This is a genomic window from Algibacter sp. L4_22 (assembly GCF_023473045.1).
Classification (GTDB): domain Bacteria; phylum Bacteroidota; class Bacteroidia; order Flavobacteriales; family Flavobacteriaceae; genus Algibacter.
In genome coordinates this window covers 712,039-734,570 of the sequence record NZ_JAMCOK010000002.1, presented here as the reverse complement: position 1 = coordinate 734,570, position 22,532 = coordinate 712,039, and the positions used below count along the sequence as shown (strand labels likewise).

Below are 22,532 nucleotides of genomic sequence, written 5' to 3'. Positions count from 1 at the left end.
TTGTTATCCATGAGGTGTTTTATTCTGAAGTTTTTAAGTGATCAATCTCCAAACCTAAAAACAAAAGTTGATGAAACGTGGGTAAGAGAGCTCCTGTTTCTGTCGTTTTCCAATCCCTCCAGGAGGCCTCTAAACCATCTATTGGTAAAATTGAAGTCCACATTTTAAATGCGGTTGGTTTAAAATTATCGTCTAGTAACCATAAATATGAATCTCCAGGAGTTGAACCACCGGATTTATAAGTAATTAAAAGTCCCGATTTGTTATTTGTCAATTTTACTAAGCGACGTTCGGTACCAGAATCGAAAACCTTGTATGGTGCTACAACCCAAAAGGAATCGTTATTAAAATAATTAAGGGCTTTTTCTTTAAGTTCATCGGCAATTTCGTTATCCGTAACAAAACCGTGAATATAGGCTTTGCTTAAGCTGAGATTGTTTAAATCAAGGGCTACTCTGTAGTCTTTCCAAAATACATCACATTTATTTTCGTTCTTTTGCCATTTAAAATGATGTCTATTCTTAAACGTCCACTCAATATAATCTGTGTTTTTATACGCTTCGAAATCTAAGGCTATAAGCATATTTTTTGCTAATTCATCGGCTTGTTTACCTTTAGTACCTGTTGGTAATTCTTCATTATATTTAAAATATAAAAAACCGAAAAGGAGTAACGTAGGTAGTGTTAAGAATATTATTATTCCTGTTACTATTTTTAGTATTCTTTTTGGTGTAAGTTTTTTTCTTTTTCTCATTAGTTTTATTTGAAAAGATTACACAAATTTAAGTTATTTATATTTCAGAAATAAATTAAAAAACGCATGAACTTTTGCTCATGCGTTTTTTGATTTTTGGATATTATCTTTTAAGTGTGAAGTGGGCCCTCATAGTTTTTTTCTCATTTGTTTTTGGTTCTCTATACTCTACAGTAAACCAATAATCGTTTGTAGGCATTAAATTACCATTATAATTGCCGTCCCATCCTTTACCTGTAGGTTTTAGTTGTTTTAATAACCTTCCGTAACGATCGTAAACATAAATTAGAGCATCGGGTTGAGTATCTATGGAATAAATGTTCCAGGTATCGTTATAGCCATCACTATTTGGTGTGAAGTATAGTGGGTAATCTATAACCAATATCTCAATACTGTTTTCACCACATCCGTCGATATTATTAGCTGTTACTAAATTGTAACCAGGTTTAATATTTGTGAAAGTGTAGCTTGAAGTACCATCACTGTTAATTGTACCTAATTGAGGGGGGCCATCGTTTAAACTAAATGTATGATTTGTTGTTATTGTACTAATTTCAGAAGCAGTCGCGGTTACTGTTACATCATGAAGGTTTGCAAATGCAGGTGTTAACTCGTAGCTTAATTGGGGTGGTGCACTTGCCTCAACTATAATTGTATAGTTATTGGAGCACATGAAAGGGCTAACCATATCGGTTACAATAAGATTGTATTCACCACTTTGATTTGGTGTTAGTGATGGTTCCGTTTCGTTTGGTATAATTATACCGTTGTAATACCAAGAAAAGCTATATTCCGGTTTATTTAAAGGAATATTTATTACAGTAGAATCATCAATTGCAATGCCGTTGGTATCAACACATATTAAGTATGATTCTTCTAATTGAATATATGGTAAACTTTCTACCATTAAGCCAAGTTCGGTAATGGCATAACAGGTGCTTCCCGGTGAATTATTGTCTACTCGCGCATATATAGTTTGAGGATTAATTGTGTTTTCGTAAAGATTAGGTAGAGTATTTGATTTTTGTTCTGCATCTTCAAAAGTCGGATAATAACTAACAGAATATATAGTATTATCTAACCCGTTTAGAACATTGTTGTCTTGGATGCTTAAATCGAAAACAGTGGTATTGTTTGCTGTATTATTATCTGTTTCAGGGGTGTCATCGCAAACGCTATAAGTTTCTAAATTTTGATTTGCCAGAATAGTATCATTTAAGACTGTAATAGTTTGTATTTGATCTATAGCCGAATTACCATTAGTATCTTCTAAACTCCATGTTCTAGTAATAATTTTAGAACCAGGACATGCGCCGTCAATAATAGTGTCTATAAAAGTGGCTTGAATTCCAGTGGAACAATTATCTATTTCATCTAATACATCGCCAGTAATATTAATACTAATATCATAGTTAGAGTTAATGTCTGAAAAAATTTCAATATCATCTGGAGCAGTAAATGTCGGACTTTCGTTATCTTCTATAGTAACAATTTGTTCGCAAGTACTGGTGTTTCCAACTCCATCTGTCGCTGTCCAAGTTATTGTAGTATCTCCAGTAGGAAAAATTGTGGGAGCGTTATTTGTTAAACTAGCAACAGTACAGTTATCTACAGCTGTTATGTTTCCTAAATTTACATTGCTAGCAGTGCATAATCCAGTATCTGTATCTATTGTTATGTCAATAGCGCAATTAATAGTTGGACTTTCGTTATCCTCTATATTTATTATTTGTATGGTACTAGTAGCGTTGTCGCAACGATCTTTAATGGTATAAGTTCTTGTTATTACAATTGGGTTGGTACCGGTAACTGTGTCATCGCTTGTTACAATTAAATCGTTATCATTGCTACATGAATCTGTAATAGTTAATCCCATGAGTTCTAACTCAGGTACGGTAGTTACTGCTGTGTCGGCATCGCTAACAGAGCATTTTGCTATTGTTGTTTCTGCTATTGTACCGGTTAAACTAGGAGCCACTGTATCGTTTACTAAGTAGTTTTCAGTAGAAATTGTTTCATAGAATAAAGTGTCTCCAGTATTATAAATGTTATCATTATTGTTGTCTAAGTATTCTATTACAGTATAGGTTCGGGTTACGGTTTGATTGCAATTACCAGTATCTAGACTATTTGCTGCTGTGATTTCTATTAGGCCACAATTATTATTGTTAATTAAGCCATCGGCATTTCCTAAAGTTTCAAATTCTGTTTGACTTAAAATAGTGCTCGATGGTATGTCATCATAACATTGAACTTGTGTTGGGGCTGTAGAAAAAGTTGGAGCAATCGATTCAGAAATGGATTTTATAGTTACGGTTAAGAATGCTGTATCAAAGTTATCAGTATTTGTTGTTTCTGTAATTTTGTATTCTAATGTGTAAGTTTGTCCAGGTAAACTGGTGTTATTTACATCTATATTTCCCATGGCATCTATGGTAATTACGTTTTCCGGATCTGCAGTTTCTGTAGTTACTAAAAAATCGGTTTGTACTAATGGCTGTTGACCGTAGGTGTCATTATCTAACACATTTAAAAGGTTGTTGTAAATTGTTGATGGGCAGATGTCTAAAACAGAATTGTCAATAGCTGTTAAATCGCTTTCTAATATGTTTATAGTTACTGTAGTGCTATCTATACCATTGCAACCAGTATCAACAACATAATCAAAAGTGTAAGTTCCGGCCTCTAATCCAGTTGCATCCCATAAATTATCATTTAAAGTGCCTGAAGGTGTTGCAGTAGTTTCTGTCCAGATTCCAAAATTATCATAAGGACCATTAATGTAGTCAAATAAATTTTCTAGAGTAGTATCTATAAATGCGATATCTACAGTTTGTCCATTACCTGCAATAGGTGGTGCACTAGTAACAGTATAACTTAAGGTTTGGTTAGCACAAGAACTTGGATTAGCACTATAGCTTAGAATTGCATTATATGTACCAGTATCTGTAGCAGAGTATGGTGTGAAATTTAAAGTATTTCCAGTAGCAGAAAAACTAGGGTCTCCATCTTTGGTCCATGTAACATCAATAATTGATAAAGCATTAGTAGTAAGAAAACCATTTTCTCCAACACACAAGTTGTAGGGCTTTATAACAGATAATTGAGATTTGTTAGCATTAATAACAAAATTACTTATAGCGCCACAATCATCACTTATTTGTACCTCGTATAGACCAGGTGTTAAGCCTGTAAAGACAGGGGATTTACCATTATTAATAGTAGGGCTAAGTGCAACTCCATCTCTACTTATTAACTCATAATTTAAATTGACACCTAATGCTTCAATTAATAAATCGTTAGTGCCATTTCCACAATCGATTACCGAAAAATCAACAAGCGTAATGTTATTATCACCAATTGTAAATTCTTGAAGCGTGTTATAGCAACGTTCTTGCTCACTAGTTCTTAAAAAAGAATAATAAATTCTAAATAATCCAGATCCGGTAACATTATTAATAAAACCACTATCAGTTATGAATTGCCCATAGTTATTTTGAGTATTAGTTAATATAACAGAGGTGTTGCTATCTTGGTATAAATATGTGTTATCTACATAATTAGTTAACTCGGCAGTAGCACTATTAATATTTGCCCAAACGCCATCTGTAGTGTTAAATTTTTGAAGAACAAAGATTGGTTTATTTATATTAAATGTCGCAGTTAGATTAAGATTAAAGCTACCACAAAATGATGTAATCGTGGCGTCCACATCTTTAAAAAGAACTCCATTGATAGTTTTGGAGCCAGTTAAAGAATAGCCGCATGTTGTTTCTACATCAAAAGTATAATCACCAGCAGGTAAATCATAAAGATATATGAAATCTCCATAAAAATTATTAACAGTAGATGTTGCTATGTCTATTGTTAGTGGTCCTGTGTAGTTTGCAGGTGCAGAGGTAATAGTTACGCTGTTAAAGCCAGCAGCTGAAGTTGTATCAGAAGTTCCTTGCTTTGTTACATTTATTTCTAAATTACCTGTTGCACCACAACCTTCTCTGGTTCTAATACTTAATTCTCTTGGGCTGTTATCGGTTACAACGTTTATAGTTTTATTTACTTGGCGACCACAGTTGTCTTTAAATGCAAAAGTGTAACTTCCATCAGGAAGGCTTAAGTTGTAGTGACCAAAATATAAAGTGTTAGCGTTGGGAATTGGATCAGAAATATTAGATCCAACAGGAAAAATAGAGTTATAAAGGTTTGGATCATTATTTAGATCGAAAGCGGCTGGTGCAGATAAAACCTCAATAATCATTGGAAATGCAAAGTTTGCAAAATCGGAAAACCTCAGACGCTGTCCTCCACATTCTTGAGTTGTTCGCGGAATAACATTTAATTTTGGTGGACCAGAAAAATCAACAGTACTTAAATAAACAACGCTACCACACACATTTGTTATTTGTGTTGTCACTGAATATGATGTGTCTTGTGTTGGAAGATTATAATAGGCCCCATTTTCATTGTTGGAGGTCCAGGTATCAGTCATCACTGTATCATTTCCATCGGCATCATCATCATAAGTTATTGTTACATCAAAAGGATAAAAGTTTTCATCAAGATCATTTGTTATACTTCCTGTGCTTAATTCTTCCAATACATAAATAAAAAGTTTTGTTTGCGAGCAATCTTCGTCATCAATATTATTATTAAATACATAAGGGTTTGTATAAGTAGGGGCTAGGTCTATTAAATTAATTCCTTGAACTACTATGTTGCCACAAACATCTTCAACTTCAATGGTGTAGTCTCCAAAGGCTAAATTTGTAAACGTACTTTCAGTACCAGCGTCTATTTGAGCCTGAGTAATGGTTTCAATTAATACACCAGCTTGTTTAACTCTATATTCTAAAACATTACCAGAGTTTAATAATACATTGATAGTTCCTAAACAAGCACTTTCCTGGATGGCGTCAAAAGTAATAGGTACAATATTATTAACGACTGTAATTACTTGTTCTATTATTGTATCAGTAGCTCCAATGGTTTCAGTTGCTCTTATAATATAGGTGCCACTATTTATAGTTGTTATATTGGTTGTAAAGTCAGCAGAACTAATTGGTCCTTCAAATACTGTTTCACTATTTATTGGTGTTGTTAAATCTGAGGTGTCATAAACTAAAAACTCAAAAGTAGCGCCTATTTCAGAACCATTGATTTCTATTTGGATGTTTCCGTCTCCCGCGCACTCTTCTCCTTTAGCAGTAAGATTCATGGTGTAACCAGAAATTTCAGAGTTATTTAGTGAATGTATATTATCTGTGTTTAATGCGAACACATTAGATATATCGCCATTGAATATTGTTAAAAACACTAAAAAAAGCAGTAGTAGGTATTTGTTTTTCATTACATGTTATTTTTAATAAGGTTATATTGCTATAAAGGCACAAGACTAATTATGGGGTGTTTAATAAAGTGCTTTTATAGAGGATTTATTTGTGAAAAAAGTTAATATTCTAATGATGTCTTTTGTTAAAACCCAACCGCGGTATCATCTCCACGATAATCTGCGCCTCCTTCCAACGTTTTATCATTTAAAACAAGAATTCCATCTACTTTTCCTATTACAGGAGAATCTTTTTCATTAATAGAATACCCTAATTTTTCAAGGTTTTCAATTATAGTTTTATCGAAAGAATTCGGTTCCATGCTAATTTCATCTGGCAACCATTGGTGGTGAAAGCGTGGCGCGTTTACTGCTTCTTGCATGGTCATATTGAATTCGTGAACATTTAAAATAGTTTGTAAAACCGATGTGATTATGGTAGCGCCTCCTGGTGTACCAACAGACATAAATAACTCGCCGTTTTTCTCAACAATTGTTGGTGTCATAGAACTTAACATACGTTTTTGGGGTACAATGCTATTTGCTTCGGCTCCAATAAGTCCGAACATATTAGGTTCTCCTGGTTTGCTACTAAAATCGTCCATTTCGTTGTTTAAGAAAAACCCTAGTTCCGAACAATACAATTTAGAACCATAAGCACCATTTAATGTTGTGGTTGCAGAAATGGCGTTTCCGAATTGATCTATAATAGAGTAGTGCGTGGTTTCATCACTTTCAATAATAGCAATATTTCCATGAGAAACATCTTTGGAAGACGTTGCTTTTTCAAACGAAAAATCATTCATTCTTCCTCCCAAATAAGCTGCATTAATTAATGTTTCAACTGGGATCTTAACAAAATCAGGATCACCTAAATAAAAACTTCTATCGGCATAAGCGCGACGTTCAGCTTCTGTAATTACTTGAATAGTTTTTTCAGAATTGTGTCCGTATTCTTCAAGATGAAAAGGTTCTATCATTTTCATTATTTGTGCTAAGCAAACGCCTCCACTCGATGGTGGTGACATTGAAATAATTTTTAAATCATCATAAGAAAAACTAATAGGTGTACGCCATTTAGCTTCATAGTTTGCTAAATCTTCTTCAGTAATTACACCTCCATTATCTTGAATAAATTTCGCTAATGTTTTAGCCGTTTCGCCTTTATAAAACCCATCTTTTCCATGTTCTAAAATACGTTCTAGAGTTTCAGCTAAATCCGGGTATTTAATGGTGTCGTTTGCCTTCCAAGCTTTATCAAAAAGAATAGAATCTTTATTTGCTTTTTTAAATAAAGGCTGGTAATGTTCAATACGTTTTTCTTGCTTTTCGGTAACCAAAACACCTTTCTTTGCTAATGCAATTACAGGGTTTAAAATATCTTCAATAGGTAAAGAACCTAATTTTTTATGAACTTCAAACACTCCGGCTACTGTTCCTGGTACTCCAACTGCCAAGGCGCCTAGTGTACTTTTATCCGGAATCACATTTCCTCCTTCATCTAAATACATGTTTTTTGTAGCTGCCATGGGGGCTTTCTCCCGATAATCAATAGCTCCTGTTTCTCCGTTTGCCTTTCTGTATACCATAAAACCACCACCACCAAGATTACCGGCATATGGATACGCAACGGCTAAAGCAAGTTCCGTAGCAGCCATAGCATCAAAGGCGTTTCCTCCTTTTTTAAGAATATCATTTCCTATTTTAGAAGCTTCAACTCGGGCCGAAACTACCATAGCTTTTTGAGTAATTAAACCAGTTTGCTTTTCTGCTTTAGGAGTTTCAACTGTTTTTTTACAGGAAACAAAAAATAAAAGGAGAAGTGCTGTATATATTAAATTTCTCATAAAATGGTTTCGTTAAGTTCGTTTAATTTTTCTTTTGAAAAAGCAATGAGTTCATCAAAAAAGGAAGAAAATTCAGCTTCAAATTCTTTGTAAAAAACTTCAAGTTCATGCACGGCTTTATCCATTCCCGATCTGTTTTTTGTGCGCCGGTTCATTCCATCCAAAACTTTTGAAATTCCTTCGATAGACGCATAGTTTAACAACCAGTTATCACTCATCATGTAAGGCATCATTTTTTGGATTCTCGCGGGAAGTACATTATAATGTTCTTCTAAAGAATCATAAAAAGTATCTACATATCCACCTAAAGGAGTATCGGAATATTTACTCCAATTTTTAGCTAAAAAATGGTCGTAAAGTATATCAACAATCACTCCCGAATAATGTCCGTAATTTTCATGAAGTCGCTTTGTACTTAGCCTAACCGTTTTGTGAGCATCTGTATAAGTATCAATATTTCGGTGTAACAAAATACCGACTTGGATGTCTTTTGGGAATTTTTTATAATCTTTTCCTTTAATACCATCGGCAATAAAATTTCCGACGGTTACTAAGTCGTTATCCCCTGAAAGATAAATATGTGCTAAATAGTTCATTGGGGAAATTTACGAATTACGAATTTGAAATACTATATTTGTCCTTTAAAATTAAACAAAACTATGACACTAATAAAATCAATTTCTGGAATCCGAGGGACCATTGGCGGACAAGTAGGTGATAATTTAACACCTATAGATGCTGTTAAATTTGCATCGGCTTATGGCGTTTGGCTCAAGGAAAACCGTGTAAAAGAAAATTATAAAGTAGTTGTTGGTCGTGATGCTCGTATTTCGGGTAAAATGATGCAAAACCTAGTAATGAATACACTTATTGGTTTGGGGATAGATGTAGTAGATTTAGGTCTTTCTACAACACCAACCGTTGAAGTAGCAGTAACTTTAGAGCATGCCGATGGTGGTATTATTTTGACAGCAAGCCATAATCCAAAACAATGGAATGCCTTAAAATTATTGAATGAAAAAGGTGAGTTTTTAGACGCTATTGAAGGTGCGAAAATATTGAATATAGCAGAAAGTGATACGATGAACTTTGCTGAGGTTGATGATTTAGGGAAAATTACAAAAAATAAGGCTTATATCGATTTGCATATTATTGAAGTGCTAGATTTAGATTTAGTTACAGTAAAAGCAATTGAAGAAGAAAAATTTAAAGTTGTTGTAGATGGTGTTAATTCTACTGGAGGTATTGCTATTCCTTTGCTTTTAGAACGTTTAGGAGTTGAAGTTGTTAAGCTTTACTGTGAGCCAAATGGAGAGTTTCCGCATAACCCGGAACCTTTAAAAGAACATTTAACGGATTTATCTGAAGAGGTTAAAAAACATAACGCCGATTTTGGAATTGTAGTAGATCCAGATGTAGATCGTTTAGCCTTTATGGACGAAAACGGTGATATGTTTGGTGAAGAGTATACGCTTGTAGCTTGTGCCGATTATGTGCTAAGTAAAACACCAGGGAATACCGTGAGTAACATGAGTTCTACTCGAGCATTACGCGATGTTACCGAAAAATATGGTGGTACTTACGAAGCGAGTGCAGTAGGTGAAGTGAATGTTGTTAATTTGATGAAAAAGAATAACGTAGTTATTGGTGGTGAAGGTAACGGTGGTATTATTTACCCAAAATCGCATTACGGTCGTGATGCACTTGTTGGTGTGGCGTTATTTTTAAGTTTATTAGCCGAAAGGCGAGTACCTGTAAGTGCTCTTAGAGCAACATATCCAGACTACTTTATGAGTAAAAAGAAAATTCAATTAACACCGGGTTTAGATGTTGATGGCATTTTAAAAGAAATTGAAACACGTTACCAAAATGAACAGTTAACCACAATAGATGGTGTTAAAATTGACTTTGCAGAAAGTTGGGCACATTTACGTAAAAGTAATACAGAACCTATAATTAGAATTTATACAGAAGCAAAATCTCAAATTGAAGCTGATACTTTAGCCGATAAATTTATTGAAGAAATAGGTGCTATTGCTAAATTGTAAACTTTTTACTAAATTGCTTGTCTGACAAAAAGTTTAAGCATTATTTTATTAGTACTTAGTTTTAATTTTTAAGCGCTCAAAAACCATACAAATTCCCTTTAAATGAAGCTTTACCGGGGAAATGTTTTCTGAAGTGTTTCGAGTATGATAAAATATTTGAATGGAAAATAGTAGACTGTGATAAGTTTGGTGGAAAATTAATAGCTAATGCTGATTGCGATAATAGTGGTAAGAGTGAAGAAGAACTAATTATAGAAAAATAACGTGCTAAGCTTAAATTAATTTCCTATCAGGAAAAACTAAAAGGTCTTGGTTATAAATTGGAAGTTTCTGGTATTATTGATGACGCTACATTAAGAGCACATGATAAATTTTTAAGGAAAAAGTTCCGAGAAGAAAAACGAAAGAAAAGCATAAAAAAAACGAGTTAGATATCTAACTCGTTTTTTTTGTATTTAATAAATAAGAAGGTTTTTTTAAGATTTTATGTATTCTTTGCGAGAAGTATCGAAAAAAAAATAGTAGATTTTTCTTTACAAAAACTCTTTAGGAACTTTGTCCTTGTGTTTCCAACGTTTATGTGTCCATAAATAATATTCGGGTGCTTCGTAAATTTGTTCTTCAACACGTTTTAATGCAGCATCAATAATAACAAAATCTTTTAAATCTTTGGTGTTTTTTATAATATCCATAAACGTCGCTTCATAATAGCCACGTTTTACTTTTTTTACTTTTAGAAATAGGGTTGCCATATCTAAACGTTTAGCAAGTACTTCGGCTCCAACATGTACAGGAGCTTTTACACCCATAAAGTTTTGCCAATGTATAGCTTTGTTTGCTTTTGGAGACTGGTCGAAAACAAAGCCATTAAGTGTTAATTCTTTATTTAACTTAGCTCTTAAAAGTGTTGGTACAGTTTCTTTTGTAGTTATTAAATGGCTGTTATATTTGGCACGAATTCGTTTTACTAAAGCATCAAAGTATTTATTGCTTAGTTGCTTGTAAACAGCGTATCCTTTATGGTTTACATGGGCTTGCAAAATAAAAATCCATTCCCAGCTGGCATAATGCCCCATAAGAAGTATTATACTTTTATTTTCTTTTTCAAGTTTATATATTTCTTCCAAATTAGTGAAAACATAGCGTTTTTTAATTTCAGCTTCCGAAATGGTAATAGATTTAATAGCTTCTAAAATCATATCACATAAATGATGATAGAATTTTTTTTGAATTACAGCAAGTTCGCGGTCTGATTTATCCGGAAAAGCGAGTCTTAAGTTGCTGGCAACTACTTTTTTACGATAGCCTATAATATAGTAGATTAGTACGTATACGCCATCGGAAACGACATAGAGTAATTTAAAAGGCAATATAGAAATTAACCATAAAAATGGATAAAGAATAATATAGGCTAATAATTGCATGAAATAATTTTAGATTTGCAAATATATGTTAATTCAATTTTAAATAATTAGACCGCATGGGAAAATTAGATTTAATAACTATTGTTATTATAGCAGCAAACGTGATTATATCTTACAAAGGTTTTAATGATTACGCCTTTTTTGAAAAATATAAATTTAATGTTGGAGGTATACAGCGTGGCGAGAAAATTAGGTTTTTTAGTGCAGGCTTTTTGCATGTAGATATGCAACACTTGCTGTTTAATATGGTATCGTTTTATTTTTTTGCAGGAAGTGTTGTCGGTTCTTTAGGTGTCGTAGGGTTTTTAGCGGTTTACATAGGTAGCCTTCTGGTTGGGAATTTATTGTCTCTTTATTTTCATAAAAATGAATATCATTATAGTGCTGTTGGTGCCAGTGGAGCAGTAAGTGGTATTATCTATTCAGCCATATTGTTTAGACCAGATATGAGCTTGTATCTGTTTTTTATACCAATTCCAATTCCAGCTTATCTTTTTGGTATTGGTTATTTATTGTATTCTATTTATGGTATGAAAAATAGAGTTGGTAATATTGGACACGATGCCCATTTTGGAGGAGCTATAGGTGGTTATGTAATAACTTTATTATTGGTACCAACGCTGTTTCAAACAAATCCGTTAATGATTGGTTTATTGGCTTTTCCTATTGTTTTATTATTTGTTATGAAAAAAACAGGAAAAATCTAATAATTGTTAAAACCATTATTGGCATAGCTATTGAATTTATAGCAGTATTAAGTATAATGAATTAGTTTTAATTAATTGATTTTTAGTTACTTAATATTTTATGTAAATTGTTAACCTTAAAGTTCAATGTGTTTTAATGACAGATTGACCCAAAAATATATATGAAAAAATCAAAATTTACAACTCTTGACAGTTTGTCATTACAGGAATTTGATGAAAACTCAGAATTAATTCCGTTAATGACGCCTGAAGATGAAGAAGCTATAAATAATGAAGAATTGCCAGAAACATTGCCAATTCTTTCATTACGAAATACGGTATTGTTTCCTGGTGTAGTAATTCCAATTACTGCAGGACGAGATAAATCGATAAAATTGATAAATGATGCAAACAAAGGCGGAAAAGTTATTGGTGTTGTCGCTCAAAAGGATGAATCTGTAGAAAACCCGTCGGCTAGTGAAATTCACGAAACAGGAACGGTAGCACGTATTTTACGTGTTTTAAAAATGCCTGATGGTAATGTAACAGTTATTATTCAGGGTAAAAAACGTTTTAAAGTAGCAGAAGTGCTTACGGAAGAACCGTATATGACTGCTACCATTAGAGATATTTCTGAAGCTAAACCAGCCATTAAAAACAAAGAGTTTTCGGCTATTATAGAATCAATAAAAGAGTTAGCTCTAGAAATTATAAAAGAAAGCCCGAACATACCAAGCGAGGCATCTTTCGCTATAAAAAATATAGAAAGCAATTCGTTTTTAATAAACTTTGTATCGTCTAATATGAATCTTTCAGTGATCGAAAAACAGTCGCTTTTAGAAATGGACGATCTTAAATCGCGTGCCTTAGCAACCTTGAAATTCATGAATGTTGAGTTTCAAAAATTAGAACTTAAGAATGATATTCAGTCTAAAGTTCAAATGGATATGAGTCAGCAACAACGTGAATATTTTCTTCATCAACAAATGAAAACTATTCAAGAAGAATTGGGTGGTGTAAGTCATGATGAGGAAATCGAAGAAATGAAAATCAAGGCGAAATCTAAGCTTTGGGATAAAACAGTTGCTAAGCACTTTGAAAAAGAAGTTGCAAAAATGCAACGCATGAACCCGCAAGTTGCAGAGTATTCTATACAGCGTAACTATTTAGAGTTGTTTTTAGATTTACCATGGAATAAGTTTAGTAAAGATAAGTTCGATTTAAAACGTGCTATGAAAATTCTAGACCGCGATCATTTTGGTTTAGAAGATGTAAAGCGCCGTATTATAGAATATTTAGCAGTTTTAAAACTTCGTAACGATATGAAATCGCCTATTTTATGTTTGTACGGACCTCCAGGAGTTGGTAAAACATCTTTAGGAAAATCTATTGCAGAAGCTTTAGGACGTGAATATGTTAGAATTTCATTAGGTGGTTTAAGAGATGAAGCTGAAATTCGTGGACACCGTAAAACTTATATTGGTGCTATGCCAGGGCGTATTATTCAGAGCTTGAAAAAAGCGGGAACATCGAATCCTGTTTTTGTTTTAGATGAAATTGATAAGTTAGCAAATTCACACCAAGGCGATCCATCTTCAGCTATGCTTGAAGTTTTAGATCCTGAGCAAAACAGTGAGTTTCATGATAACTTCTTAGAAATGGGTTACGACCTATCTAAAGTGATGTTTATAGCAACCTCCAACAGTTTAAATACTATACAGCCAGCTTTGCGTGACCGTATGGAAATTATAAATGTAACGGGTTATACCATTGAGGAAAAGGTTGAAATTGGTAAACGTCATTTACTTCCAAAGCAGTTAAAAGAGCACGGATTAACTTCCGATAACTTAAAAATAGGCAAACCGCAATTAGAAAAAATTGTTGAAGGATATACTCGAGAATCTGGTGTGCGTGGTTTAGATAAGCAAGTGGCAAAAATGGTGCGTTATGCAGCCAAAAATATAGCCATGGAAGAAGATTATAATGTAAAAGTTTCTAACGAAGATATTATTGAAGTATTGGGTGGTCCAAAAATGGAGCGCGATAAATACGAAAATAATAACGTAGCTGGTGTTGTTACAGGTTTAGCATGGACGAGCGTTGGTGGTGATATTCTGTTTATAGAGTCTATTATTTCTAAAGGAAAAGGAGTGATGACGATTACAGGAAACCTTGGTAAGGTGATGAAGGAATCGTCTACCATTGCCATGGAATATATAAAATCTTATGCCGATGAGTTTGGTATAGATCCAGCCGTATTCGATAAATATAATGTGCATATTCACGTGCCAGAAGGTGCTACTCCAAAAGATGGGCCAAGTGCAGGTGTAACCATGTTAACCTCACTAGTATCTTTATTTACTCAGAAAAAAGTAAAGAAAAGTTTAGCGATGACAGGAGAGATTACATTACGTGGAAAAGTTTTACCAGTTGGTGGAATTAAAGAGAAAATTTTAGCAGCAAAACGCGCTAGGATTAAAGAAATCTTGTTGTGCGAAGAAAATCGTCGTGATATAGAAGAGATTAAACCTGAATATTTAAAAGGGTTAACGTTTCATTATGTTACAGAAATGAGTGATGTTATTAAATATGCAATTACTGATGAAAAGGTGAAAAATGCTAAAGTATTATAGATTTTGATTAATTTAAGAAAGCCTCGACTAAGTCGAGGCTTTTTTTTTGATTTCATATTAAAGAATGTTCTTTTCATCGAAAAACCTAGGTTAAAACTACTATTGATTCTTTTTTAATTAAAATAAAAGATACATGTCTTCGTTTTAAGATAGATTTATTTTCTTTGCAGCCTGAAATATGTTTAAAAATATTGCTACGTTTTTTTGTTTTTCTTTTGGCTTATTTGCGTCTGCGCAAGTAGGTGGAGAATCTACGTATCAATTTTTAAATTTAGTATCATCTCCACGACAAGCCGCTTTAGGGGGCAAAGTATTAACAAATGTGGATTATGATGTTACTCAAGCTCTGTACAATCCGGCTACCATAAATGTAGAAATGGATAATCAATTAGCCTTAAACTATGTGAGTTATTTAGGAGGGATAGGTTACGGTACAGCCGCCTATGCTTATACTCTTGATAGACGGACACAAACCATTCATGCCGGTATAACTTATGTTAATTATGGTGATTTTGATGGTTATGATGAAGATGGAAACTCTACAGGAACTTTTAGCGGAAGCGAAACAGCTTTATCCTTAGGTTATGCTACTCAAGTAGGGTATTCAGATTTTTATTTCGGTGCAAACCTAAAATTAATTACTTCAAAATTAGAACAATACAGTTCCTTTGGTGCGGCTGTGGATTTAGGATTAATTTATATTAATGAAGATTTAGATTTTAATGCGGCTTTGGTTGTCCGAAATTTAGGAGGGCAAATTACAACGTATGCTGGTTTAAATGAGTCATTGCCTTTCGAGGTAAGTTTAGGATTATCTCAAAGGTTAGAACATGTACCAATACGTTGGCATGTTACTTTTGAAAATTTACAAGAATGGCCTATTGCTAGACCCAATCCTGCGCGTGAAACTAGTGATTTAAGTGGAGATAGCTCTTCTGAGGAAATTGGATTTATAGGTCAAGTTATTAGGCATACAATTTTAGGTGCCGAACTTTTTCCTGAAAGCGGTTTTAATATTCGTTTAGGTTATAATTTTAGAAGAGGCGAGGAACTCCGAATTGTAGATCAGCGTAATTTTTCTGGTGTTTCCGCAGGTATTTCAATTAAAATGAATAAAATGCGCTTTAGTTATACACATTCAAAATATACGAGTGCTGCAAATGCTAATTTTTTTGGATTACAAATAGATTTACGGTAATCGTTAAGTTTTCAAACTTAATTTAAACTGTTTAGTTTTATACTTTATAATTCTTTAAGTATTTTTGAACTTTCAAAATAGTCACTTTTCAATTTAAAAAGACATGAATAAAATTACTATAGCCATCGACGGGTTTTCTTCAACCGGAAAAAGTACCGTAGCAAAACAACTTGCTAAATATTTTGGTTACGTGTATGTCGATTCTGGCGCCATGTATCGTGCGGTGACTTATTATGCCATGCAAAATGGATTAATTTCTAAGGAAGATTTTAATATTGAAGCTTTAATTTATCAGCTAGATAATATTAATATCACTTTTAAATTTAATGAAAATTTAGGCTTTGCCGAAGTGTATTTAAATAACGAAAATATAGAAAGAGCTATTAGAACGCTAGAGGTTTCTAGCTTTGTTAGTAAAGTGGCTGCCATTTCGGAGGTTAGACAAAAACTTGTTGAACAACAACAAAAAATGGGGCAGGATAAAGGTGTTGTTATGGATGGCAGAGATATCGGGACCGTTGTTTTTAAAGATGCTGAGCTTAAATTGTACATGATCGCTTCCGCGGAAAAAAGAGCCATTCGCCGGTTCGATGAACTTATTGAGCGTGGAGATAACGTTTTATATGAAGATGTATTGAAAAACGTTCAAGAACGTGACTTTATAGATTCTACTCGAGAAGATTCGCCTTTAGTTAAAGCCGATGATGCTATTGAAATAGATAATTCAGACATGACATTAGATGAACAATTCGATAAAATTTTACGTCTTGCCAAAATGACAATTGAGGATTGTGAATAGTATTTCAGTTGGCAGTATTCAGTAAAAAGTAAACAACATTTAATTATTTAACTTCAAAATAAAACATAAAAAAACGAACGCCTAAATAAATAGACGTTCGTTTTTTTATAAATATGTTCTACTCCTTATAAATTAGGAATAATTAATTCTTGGTCTGGGTGAATTACATCTGGATTTTTTAAGATATCAGAGTTTGCCTTAAAAATATCTTGATATTTAGCAGCTTTACCATAGTATTGAATTGCTATTTTTCCTAGAGTCTCACCGCTTTTTACAGTATGTCTATGAAAAACAGTTTCGTCAGCCACTTTAATATCAGCCATAATGTCTGTTGGGTTGTCTCCACCAATTTCTTTAATTTTATCCCAAATTAGGTTTTTCTCGTATGGAGTATTTGCTGTTCCTGTAACTTTTAATTGTCCGTTTTCTTCTTTAACATCACCATTTTGGATGTTTAAAGATTCGCCTAGATCTAATACAGATTGGTACTTTGCTTTCATTGTCATAAGTGTAGATTTTAATTTTGTTTACAGGTTCAATATAGCAAAACGGGTGCCAAGTTTAAAGTTTTATTTCAATTTTATTATTTTACTAGCAATCAGTAGTTTAAAATAGTTTATACAAATTAGGCTAATTGATTGAAAATATGTATTTTTGCACTCCTTTTAGCGAATTATTGGAAAAGATAAAAGGAATGAAAATTATATAAAAATAACACTTCTGTGTGTTACTCGCTTAAATCTTCCAAAACATATAGAATACAAAAACATAATGTTGTTTTATTTCCGCGAAAGCGTATGTATTTAAAACACGTTATTAAATTTAATTAAATGGCGGAAAACGCAAACCCAGCTGAAGTTGAAGCAACTGACGCAAACCCTGTTGAAGCTCCAGTTGTATCTGAAGCAAAAGCAAACCCTGAAAAATTCTTAGCAGATTTTAACTGGCACAATTACGAAGAAGGAATTGATGAAGTTGATAGTCAGCAATTAGAAGAGTTTGAAAAATTAGTAGCTGAAAATTTCGTTGACACATTAAACGATGAGGTTGTTGAAGGTACAGTAGTACACATTTCTGATAGAGATGCTATTATTGATATTAACGCAAAATCTGAAGGTGTTATTTCTTTAAACGAATTTCGTTACAACCCAGGTTTATCTGTAGGTGATAAAGTTGAAGTATTAATTGATGTGCGTGAAGATGCAACTGGTCAATTAATCTTATCTCACAGAAAAGCTCGTGTAATCCAAGCATGGGATCGTGTAAATAAAGCACACGAAACTGGAGAAATCGTTAACGGTTTTGTAAAATGCAGAACTAAAGGTGGTATGATTGTAGATGTTTTCGGAATTGAAGCATTCTTACCAGGATCTCAAATTGATGTTAAACCAATTAGAGATTACGATCAATATGTAAACAAAACTATGGAATTCAAAGTTGTGAAAATCAACCATGAATTTAAAAACGTTGTTGTTTCTCATAAAGCTTTAATTGAAGCTGATATTGAAATCCAGAAAAAAGAAATTATTGGTCAATTAGAAAAAGGTCAAGTATTAGAAGGTATTGTTAAAAATATTACTTCTTACGGTGTATTCATCGATCTTGGTGGTGTTGACGGATTAGTTCACATTACAGATTTATCTTGGTCTAGAATCAACCATCCAAATGAGATTGTTGAATTAGATCAAAAATTAAATGTTGTAATTCTTGACTTTGATGAAAACAAATCTAGAATCCAATTAGGTCTTAAACAATTATCTAAACATCCATGGGAAGCTCTTGCAGAAGAGGTGAAAGTTGGTGATAAAGTAAAAGGTAAAGTTGTTGTAATCGCAGATTACGGTGCATTTATCGAAGTTGCAGATGGTGTTGAAGGTTTAATTCACGTTTCTGAAATGTCTTGGTCTACGCATTTACGTTCTGCTCAAGATTTCGTTTCTGTTGGAGATGAAGTTGAAGCAGTAATCTTAACTTTAGATAGAGAAGATCGTAAAATGTCTCTTGGTATCAAGCAATTATCTGCAGATCCATGGACAGATATTACTACTAAATACCCATTAGCTTCTAAGCATACAGGTATTGTACGTAACTTTACAAACTTTGGTGTTTTTGTTGAATTAGAAGAAGGAATTGACGGATTAATTTATATCTCTGATTTATCTTGGACTAAGAAAATTAAACATCCATCTGAATTCTGCGCTGTTGGCGATAAATTAGATGTAGTTGTATTAGAGTTAGATGTTGAAGGTCGTAAATTATCTTTAGGACACAAACAAACAACTGTTAACCCTTGGGATAAATACGAAACTGAGTTTGCTTTAGATACAGTTCACAACGCTGCAATCACTGAGATTGTTGATAAAGGAGCTACTATCGAGTTTAACGAAGATATCGTTGCATTTGTACCATCTCGTCACTTAGAGAAAGAAGACGGAACTAAGCTTAAGAAAGGTGAAGCTGCAGACTTTAAAATTATTGAATTCAACAAAGAATTCAAAAGAGTTGTAGCATCTCACACTGCTGTATTTAGAGCAGAAGAAGCTAAAATGGTTAAGCAAGCAGTAAGAAAAGCTGAATCTCAAGCAGCAGAGTCAAAACCTACTTTAGGTGATGCCAATGATGCTTTACAAGCGCTTAAAGATAAAATGGACGGAAAAATATAATTATTAATTTTCTGTTTCCGTGTAAACGGAAGTCTATTTATAAAATTAAAGCTCCTCAGAAATGAGGAGCTTTTTTTGTGATTATAAGTGATTTTGAATGGTGTTTAAATAGCCGAAGATTGCTTGGTATATATTGTTCTTATTTTGACCGTTTTTTAAGTTTTATACTGTGAAGAAAACCTTTAGTAACTCACTAAAGATTTTTGATTTCGAAATTTAAACAACTAGTTGTGAATTACAATAGAAAGCAAGCCCTATAGTAAACGATATGTTTTAAATAGTATAACGATAACGCTCTTAATTCTAAAGCTACTTCGGGAACTAAATAGTATTATAAAATAAGAATTGATATAATCAGAAAAAGTATAAACAAAATCTTCTAAAATTAAAAACCCAGAACAATAAAGTTATTGTTCTGGGTTAAATAATGGATTGTATCTTTTGGTAGTCTGTTATGATTACTTAGAACATAAAAATGTTAGTTTTTATTGAACACTTATTTTTATTGTTTTTGAAATATTATTGGATGCATTACCAACATAGATTAGATAGTCGCCCTTTTCAATGCTCCAATCGGATATAGATTCGTTATAATAAGCTAAAGAACTTACAGGAATACTAATGCTTACATTTTTAGATTCTCCTTTTGTAAGCGATGCTTTATTAAAACCTTTTAATTCTTTTAAAGCTCTTTTTACTTTAGAGTTTTTCTTACCAATATAGACCTGTACAACTTCGTCTCCTTCAAGATTACCTGTATTGTTTATACTGCAAGAGACTGTAATGTTATCTTTTGTATTATACTTATTTTGGTCCGCTTTAATATTTGATAGACTAAATTTTGTGTAAGATAAGCCATAACCAAATGCATATTGCGAGGCAATCTTTTTGGTATCGTGCCATCTGTAGCCAACTAAAATATCTTCTTTGTAATATTGATTTGTTCCATCTCCAGGATAAGATATTTCGCCGTAAAAGTGAGCGCCATTATCTTTTAATTTTTTAGGAAAAGAGAAGGGTAATTTTCCAGAAGGATTTACATCTCCACTAACAACATCTGCAATAGCATGGCCAGCCATACTACCTAAATACCAAGTTTGCAATAAACCATCAACTTTAGATAACCAAGGTGTTTCAACTGCATTTCCAGTAACTAGCAACATGCCTAATTTTGGTGAAACTGCTTTTAATTGGTTAATTAGCTCTTCTTGATTATATGGTAACTCGTAAGATTGTCTATCATCACCTTCGCAATCTTGTAAGTGGCTTTTGTTTAATCCGCCAACGTATAAAACAATATCTGCTTTTTTAGCGGTTGCAATAGCTTCTATTCTCAATGAATCTTGATTTAAATTAGAAGGAATTATATTATCGTAAACCGAAGAACCAGTATGATATCCCATGGCATGGATTATTTTAGCTTTTTTGTAGCGTTGTTTTAATCCTTCAAGCGGAGATATTTCAAATTTGGGTTTTAATTCCGAAGAACCACCACCAGCAGTCATAGAGCGAGTTGCGTTTTCACCTATCACAGCGATTGTTAATCCTTCTTTATCTTCAATAGGAAAGAAATTATTTTCATTTTTTAATAACACAATACCTTCAGTTGCAATTTTTCTAGCAACATCATGATGTTCTTTATTATTTATTTTTCCTAATGCTTTATTTGGGTTCATGTTAGTTCGATACATAAGTCTTAAAATACGTCTAACTTTATCGTTAACCAAAGCTTCATCCATGTCTCCATTTTTAATAGCTTTAAGAAAAGGTGAAGCTAAATAGTAGTGATCATAGTGGTTTGCTGTAGATGTTCCTAAGCCATCTGTTCCAGTTCCCATTTCCATATCTAAGCCATAAAGAGCAGATTCCTCTGTGGAGTGAGCGCCACTCCAATCGCTTATTACAACACCATCAAAGCCCCAATCTTTTTTCAATATATCGTTTAGCAACAATTCATTATGACATGCAAATTGACCTCTGACTTTATTATAAGCACCCATAATAGACCATACGCCTGCTTCTTGAACAGAGGCTTTAAAGGCTGGTAGATATATTTCATGTAATGCTCTATCACTAACTTCAACATTTATGATATTACGCCAATGTTCTTGATTGTTTAGTGCATAATGTTTAACACAAGCGGCTACACCATTTTTCTGAACGCCCTTTATATATGGTACTACCATTTTTGAAGCCAAATATGGGTCTTCTCCTAAATACTCGAAGTTTCTTCCGTTTAGAGGTGTTCTGTAAATATTTACACCAGGACCTAATAGTACATCTTTTTCTCTGTAAAGGGCTTCTTCTCCAACACTCATTCCATATTGAGCGGATAGTTCTGGTCTAAACGTAGCAGCCAAACATGTAAGTGCAGGGAAAGCGGTTATAGAATCGTTAGTCCATCCAGCATAATCCCATGAATCCCAACTAATTTCTGCTCTAACACCGTGTGGACCATCGGACATCCATATTTCAGGAATACCTAATCTATCAACGCCAGGTGTACTAAATTTTGATTGTGCATGACACATTGCTACTTTTTCTTCTAAAGTAAGTAACGGTAATATGCTGTCAACTTTTGTGTTTATTTCATCTATACTAAAATTTTTAGATGATTTGTTTTGCGAAAACATGGTGCTACATGTAATAACTGAAAGTAATAACGCGACAACATATTTATGCTTAATTGTATTTTTCATAAATGATTATAATTTAAAGACTCGTTTATCAAAGGAATTATAAGTTCTATTAATTCCACAGGATAAAATTACTATAAACCCAAATTGAAACTTAAAACGAATCGAGCAATTATTGTAACATTTGTTGAATTATGCATTAATAGTAAGGGTAAAGCGATGGGTAAGGCCGTTTTTTTAATTTTTATTATTAAATATTATAACCCTTTTTTTACTTGAGATAATTTGTTTTCGAAGGCCGAAATTAAATATTTATGCAAGGGGAAGTGTGATTAATTATATTTTATTACGAAAAAAATAAAGAGTTTAAAGTTGATACTTACAAAACCAAGGAAGGATTAGCACAGTAGATTTTGAGTTGAGATCATAGAATATTTCTATTCTGATCTAAAAAAATCGCAAAAGAATATTTGCGATTTTTTTAGATTTATGATAATAAGATTTAAAAAGTGATGCTG

13 protein-coding genes are annotated in these 22,532 nt (G+C 33.0%); 6 read left to right on the top strand and 7 right to left on the bottom strand.

What is annotated here, in order from left to right:
- Positions 1-19: 19 nt before the first annotated feature.
- The 4 genes from M4I23_RS07860 to M4I23_RS07845 form a co-directional block, all read right to left on the bottom strand.
- Positions 20-754 (bottom strand): hypothetical protein, encoded by a 735-nt coding sequence (locus M4I23_RS07860; protein ID WP_249754024.1) that lies wholly within the window; start codon positions 752-754, stop codon positions 20-22.
- Positions 755-857: 103 nt separating this feature from the next.
- Positions 858-6,101, bottom strand: coding sequence for a T9SS type B sorting domain-containing protein (locus tag M4I23_RS07855; RefSeq protein ID WP_249754023.1), 5,244 nt, complete (start codon positions 6,099-6,101; stop codon positions 858-860).
- 125 nt (positions 6,102-6,226) lie between these two features.
- Positions 6,227-7,927, bottom strand: coding sequence for a gamma-glutamyltransferase (ggt, locus tag M4I23_RS07850; RefSeq protein WP_249754022.1), 1,701 nt, complete (start codon positions 7,925-7,927; stop codon positions 6,227-6,229).
- Positions 7,924-8,523 (bottom strand): ACP phosphodiesterase, encoded by a 600-nt coding sequence (locus tag M4I23_RS07845; protein WP_249754021.1) that lies wholly within the window; start codon positions 8,521-8,523, stop codon positions 7,924-7,926. The genes ggt and M4I23_RS07845 overlap by 4 nt, the downstream gene beginning before the upstream one ends.
- Before the next feature lie 63 nt (positions 8,524-8,586).
- Between M4I23_RS07845 and glmM the strand changes: the two genes are divergently transcribed.
- Positions 8,587-9,975 (top strand): phosphoglucosamine mutase, encoded by a 1,389-nt coding sequence (gene glmM, locus M4I23_RS07840; RefSeq protein ID WP_249754020.1) that lies wholly within the window; start codon positions 8,587-8,589, stop codon positions 9,973-9,975.
- A 533-nt stretch (positions 9,976-10,508) separates the two neighbouring features.
- Here the strand turns inward: glmM and M4I23_RS07835 are convergent.
- Positions 10,509-11,399, bottom strand: coding sequence for a lysophospholipid acyltransferase family protein (locus M4I23_RS07835; protein WP_158849065.1), 891 nt, complete (start codon positions 11,397-11,399; stop codon positions 10,509-10,511).
- A 56-nt stretch (positions 11,400-11,455) separates the two neighbouring features.
- Between M4I23_RS07835 and M4I23_RS07830 the strand changes: the two genes are divergently transcribed.
- From M4I23_RS07830 to cmk, 4 genes are all read left to right on the top strand, one after another.
- A complete protein-coding gene (locus M4I23_RS07830; protein WP_158849067.1) occupies positions 11,456-12,106 on the top strand; it encodes a rhomboid family intramembrane serine protease in 651 nt (216 codons plus the stop codon).
- Between the two features lie 161 nt (positions 12,107-12,267).
- Entirely contained in the window at positions 12,268-14,718 is a 2,451-nt protein-coding gene (gene lon / locus M4I23_RS07825) for an endopeptidase La (protein WP_249754019.1), read from the top strand.
- A 178-nt stretch (positions 14,719-14,896) separates the two neighbouring features.
- Entirely contained in the window at positions 14,897-15,916 is a 1,020-nt protein-coding gene (gene porQ / locus M4I23_RS07820) for a type IX secretion system protein PorQ (protein WP_249754018.1), read from the top strand.
- A gap of 103 nt (positions 15,917-16,019) precedes the next feature.
- Complete coding sequence (cmk, locus tag M4I23_RS07815; RefSeq protein WP_158849073.1) at positions 16,020-16,715, top strand: (d)CMP kinase; 696 nt, start codon at positions 16,020-16,022, stop codon at positions 16,713-16,715.
- A gap of 125 nt (positions 16,716-16,840) precedes the next feature.
- Here the strand turns inward: cmk and M4I23_RS07810 are convergent, their stop codons facing one another.
- Positions 16,841-17,221, bottom strand: a complete 381-nt coding sequence (locus tag M4I23_RS07810) for a LysM peptidoglycan-binding domain-containing protein (RefSeq protein WP_158849075.1) — start codon at positions 17,219-17,221, stop codon at positions 16,841-16,843.
- A gap of 324 nt (positions 17,222-17,545) precedes the next feature.
- Here M4I23_RS07810 and rpsA point away from each other — a divergent pair, with 324 nt between their 5' ends.
- Positions 17,546-19,378 (top strand): 30S ribosomal protein S1, encoded by a 1,833-nt coding sequence (gene rpsA / locus M4I23_RS07805; RefSeq protein ID WP_158849077.1) that lies wholly within the window; start codon positions 17,546-17,548, stop codon positions 19,376-19,378.
- 485 nt (positions 19,379-19,863) lie between these two features.
- On the opposite strand, the gene M4I23_RS07800 is transcribed toward rpsA, so the two are convergent.
- Positions 19,864-22,077 carry a beta-glucosidase gene (locus tag M4I23_RS07800; RefSeq protein ID WP_249754017.1) on the bottom strand — a complete coding sequence of 738 codons (2,214 nt, stop codon included), beginning with the start codon at positions 22,075-22,077 and terminating at the stop codon, positions 19,864-19,866.
- Positions 22,078-22,532 lie beyond the last annotated feature (455 nt).

Excerpts from the sequence above, each read along its gene's own strand:
- M4I23_RS07810 (WP_158849075.1), bottom strand. The coding sequence starts at position 17,221 with ATGACAATGAAAGCAAAGTACCAATCTGTATTAGATCTAGGCGAATCT.
- M4I23_RS07835 (WP_158849065.1), bottom strand. The coding sequence starts at position 11,399 with ATGCAATTATTAGCCTATATTATTCTTTATCCATTTTTATGGTTAATT.
- cmk (WP_158849073.1), top strand. The coding sequence starts at position 16,020 with ATGAATAAAATTACTATAGCCATCGACGGGTTTTCTTCAACCGGAAAA.
- rpsA (WP_158849077.1), top strand. The coding sequence starts at position 17,546 with ATGGCGGAAAACGCAAACCCAGCTGAAGTTGAAGCAACTGACGCAAAC.
- M4I23_RS07855 (WP_249754023.1), bottom strand. The coding sequence starts at position 6,101 with ATGAAAAACAAATACCTACTACTGCTTTTTTTAGTGTTTTTAACAATA.
- porQ (WP_249754018.1), top strand. The coding sequence starts at position 14,897 with ATGTTTAAAAATATTGCTACGTTTTTTTGTTTTTCTTTTGGCTTATTT.
- M4I23_RS07845 (WP_249754021.1), bottom strand. The coding sequence starts at position 8,523 with ATGAACTATTTAGCACATATTTATCTTTCAGGGGATAACGACTTAGTA.
- lon (WP_249754019.1), top strand. The coding sequence starts at position 12,268 with ATGAAAAAATCAAAATTTACAACTCTTGACAGTTTGTCATTACAGGAA.
- M4I23_RS07830 (WP_158849067.1), top strand. The coding sequence starts at position 11,456 with ATGGGAAAATTAGATTTAATAACTATTGTTATTATAGCAGCAAACGTG.
- M4I23_RS07860 (WP_249754024.1), bottom strand. The coding sequence starts at position 754 with ATGAGAAAAAGAAAAAAACTTACACCAAAAAGAATACTAAAAATAGTA.
- glmM (WP_249754020.1), top strand. The coding sequence starts at position 8,587 with ATGACACTAATAAAATCAATTTCTGGAATCCGAGGGACCATTGGCGGA.
- M4I23_RS07800 (WP_249754017.1), bottom strand. The coding sequence starts at position 22,077 with ATGAAAAATACAATTAAGCATAAATATGTTGTCGCGTTATTACTTTCA.
- ggt (WP_249754022.1), bottom strand. The coding sequence starts at position 7,927 with ATGAGAAATTTAATATATACAGCACTTCTCCTTTTATTTTTTGTTTCC.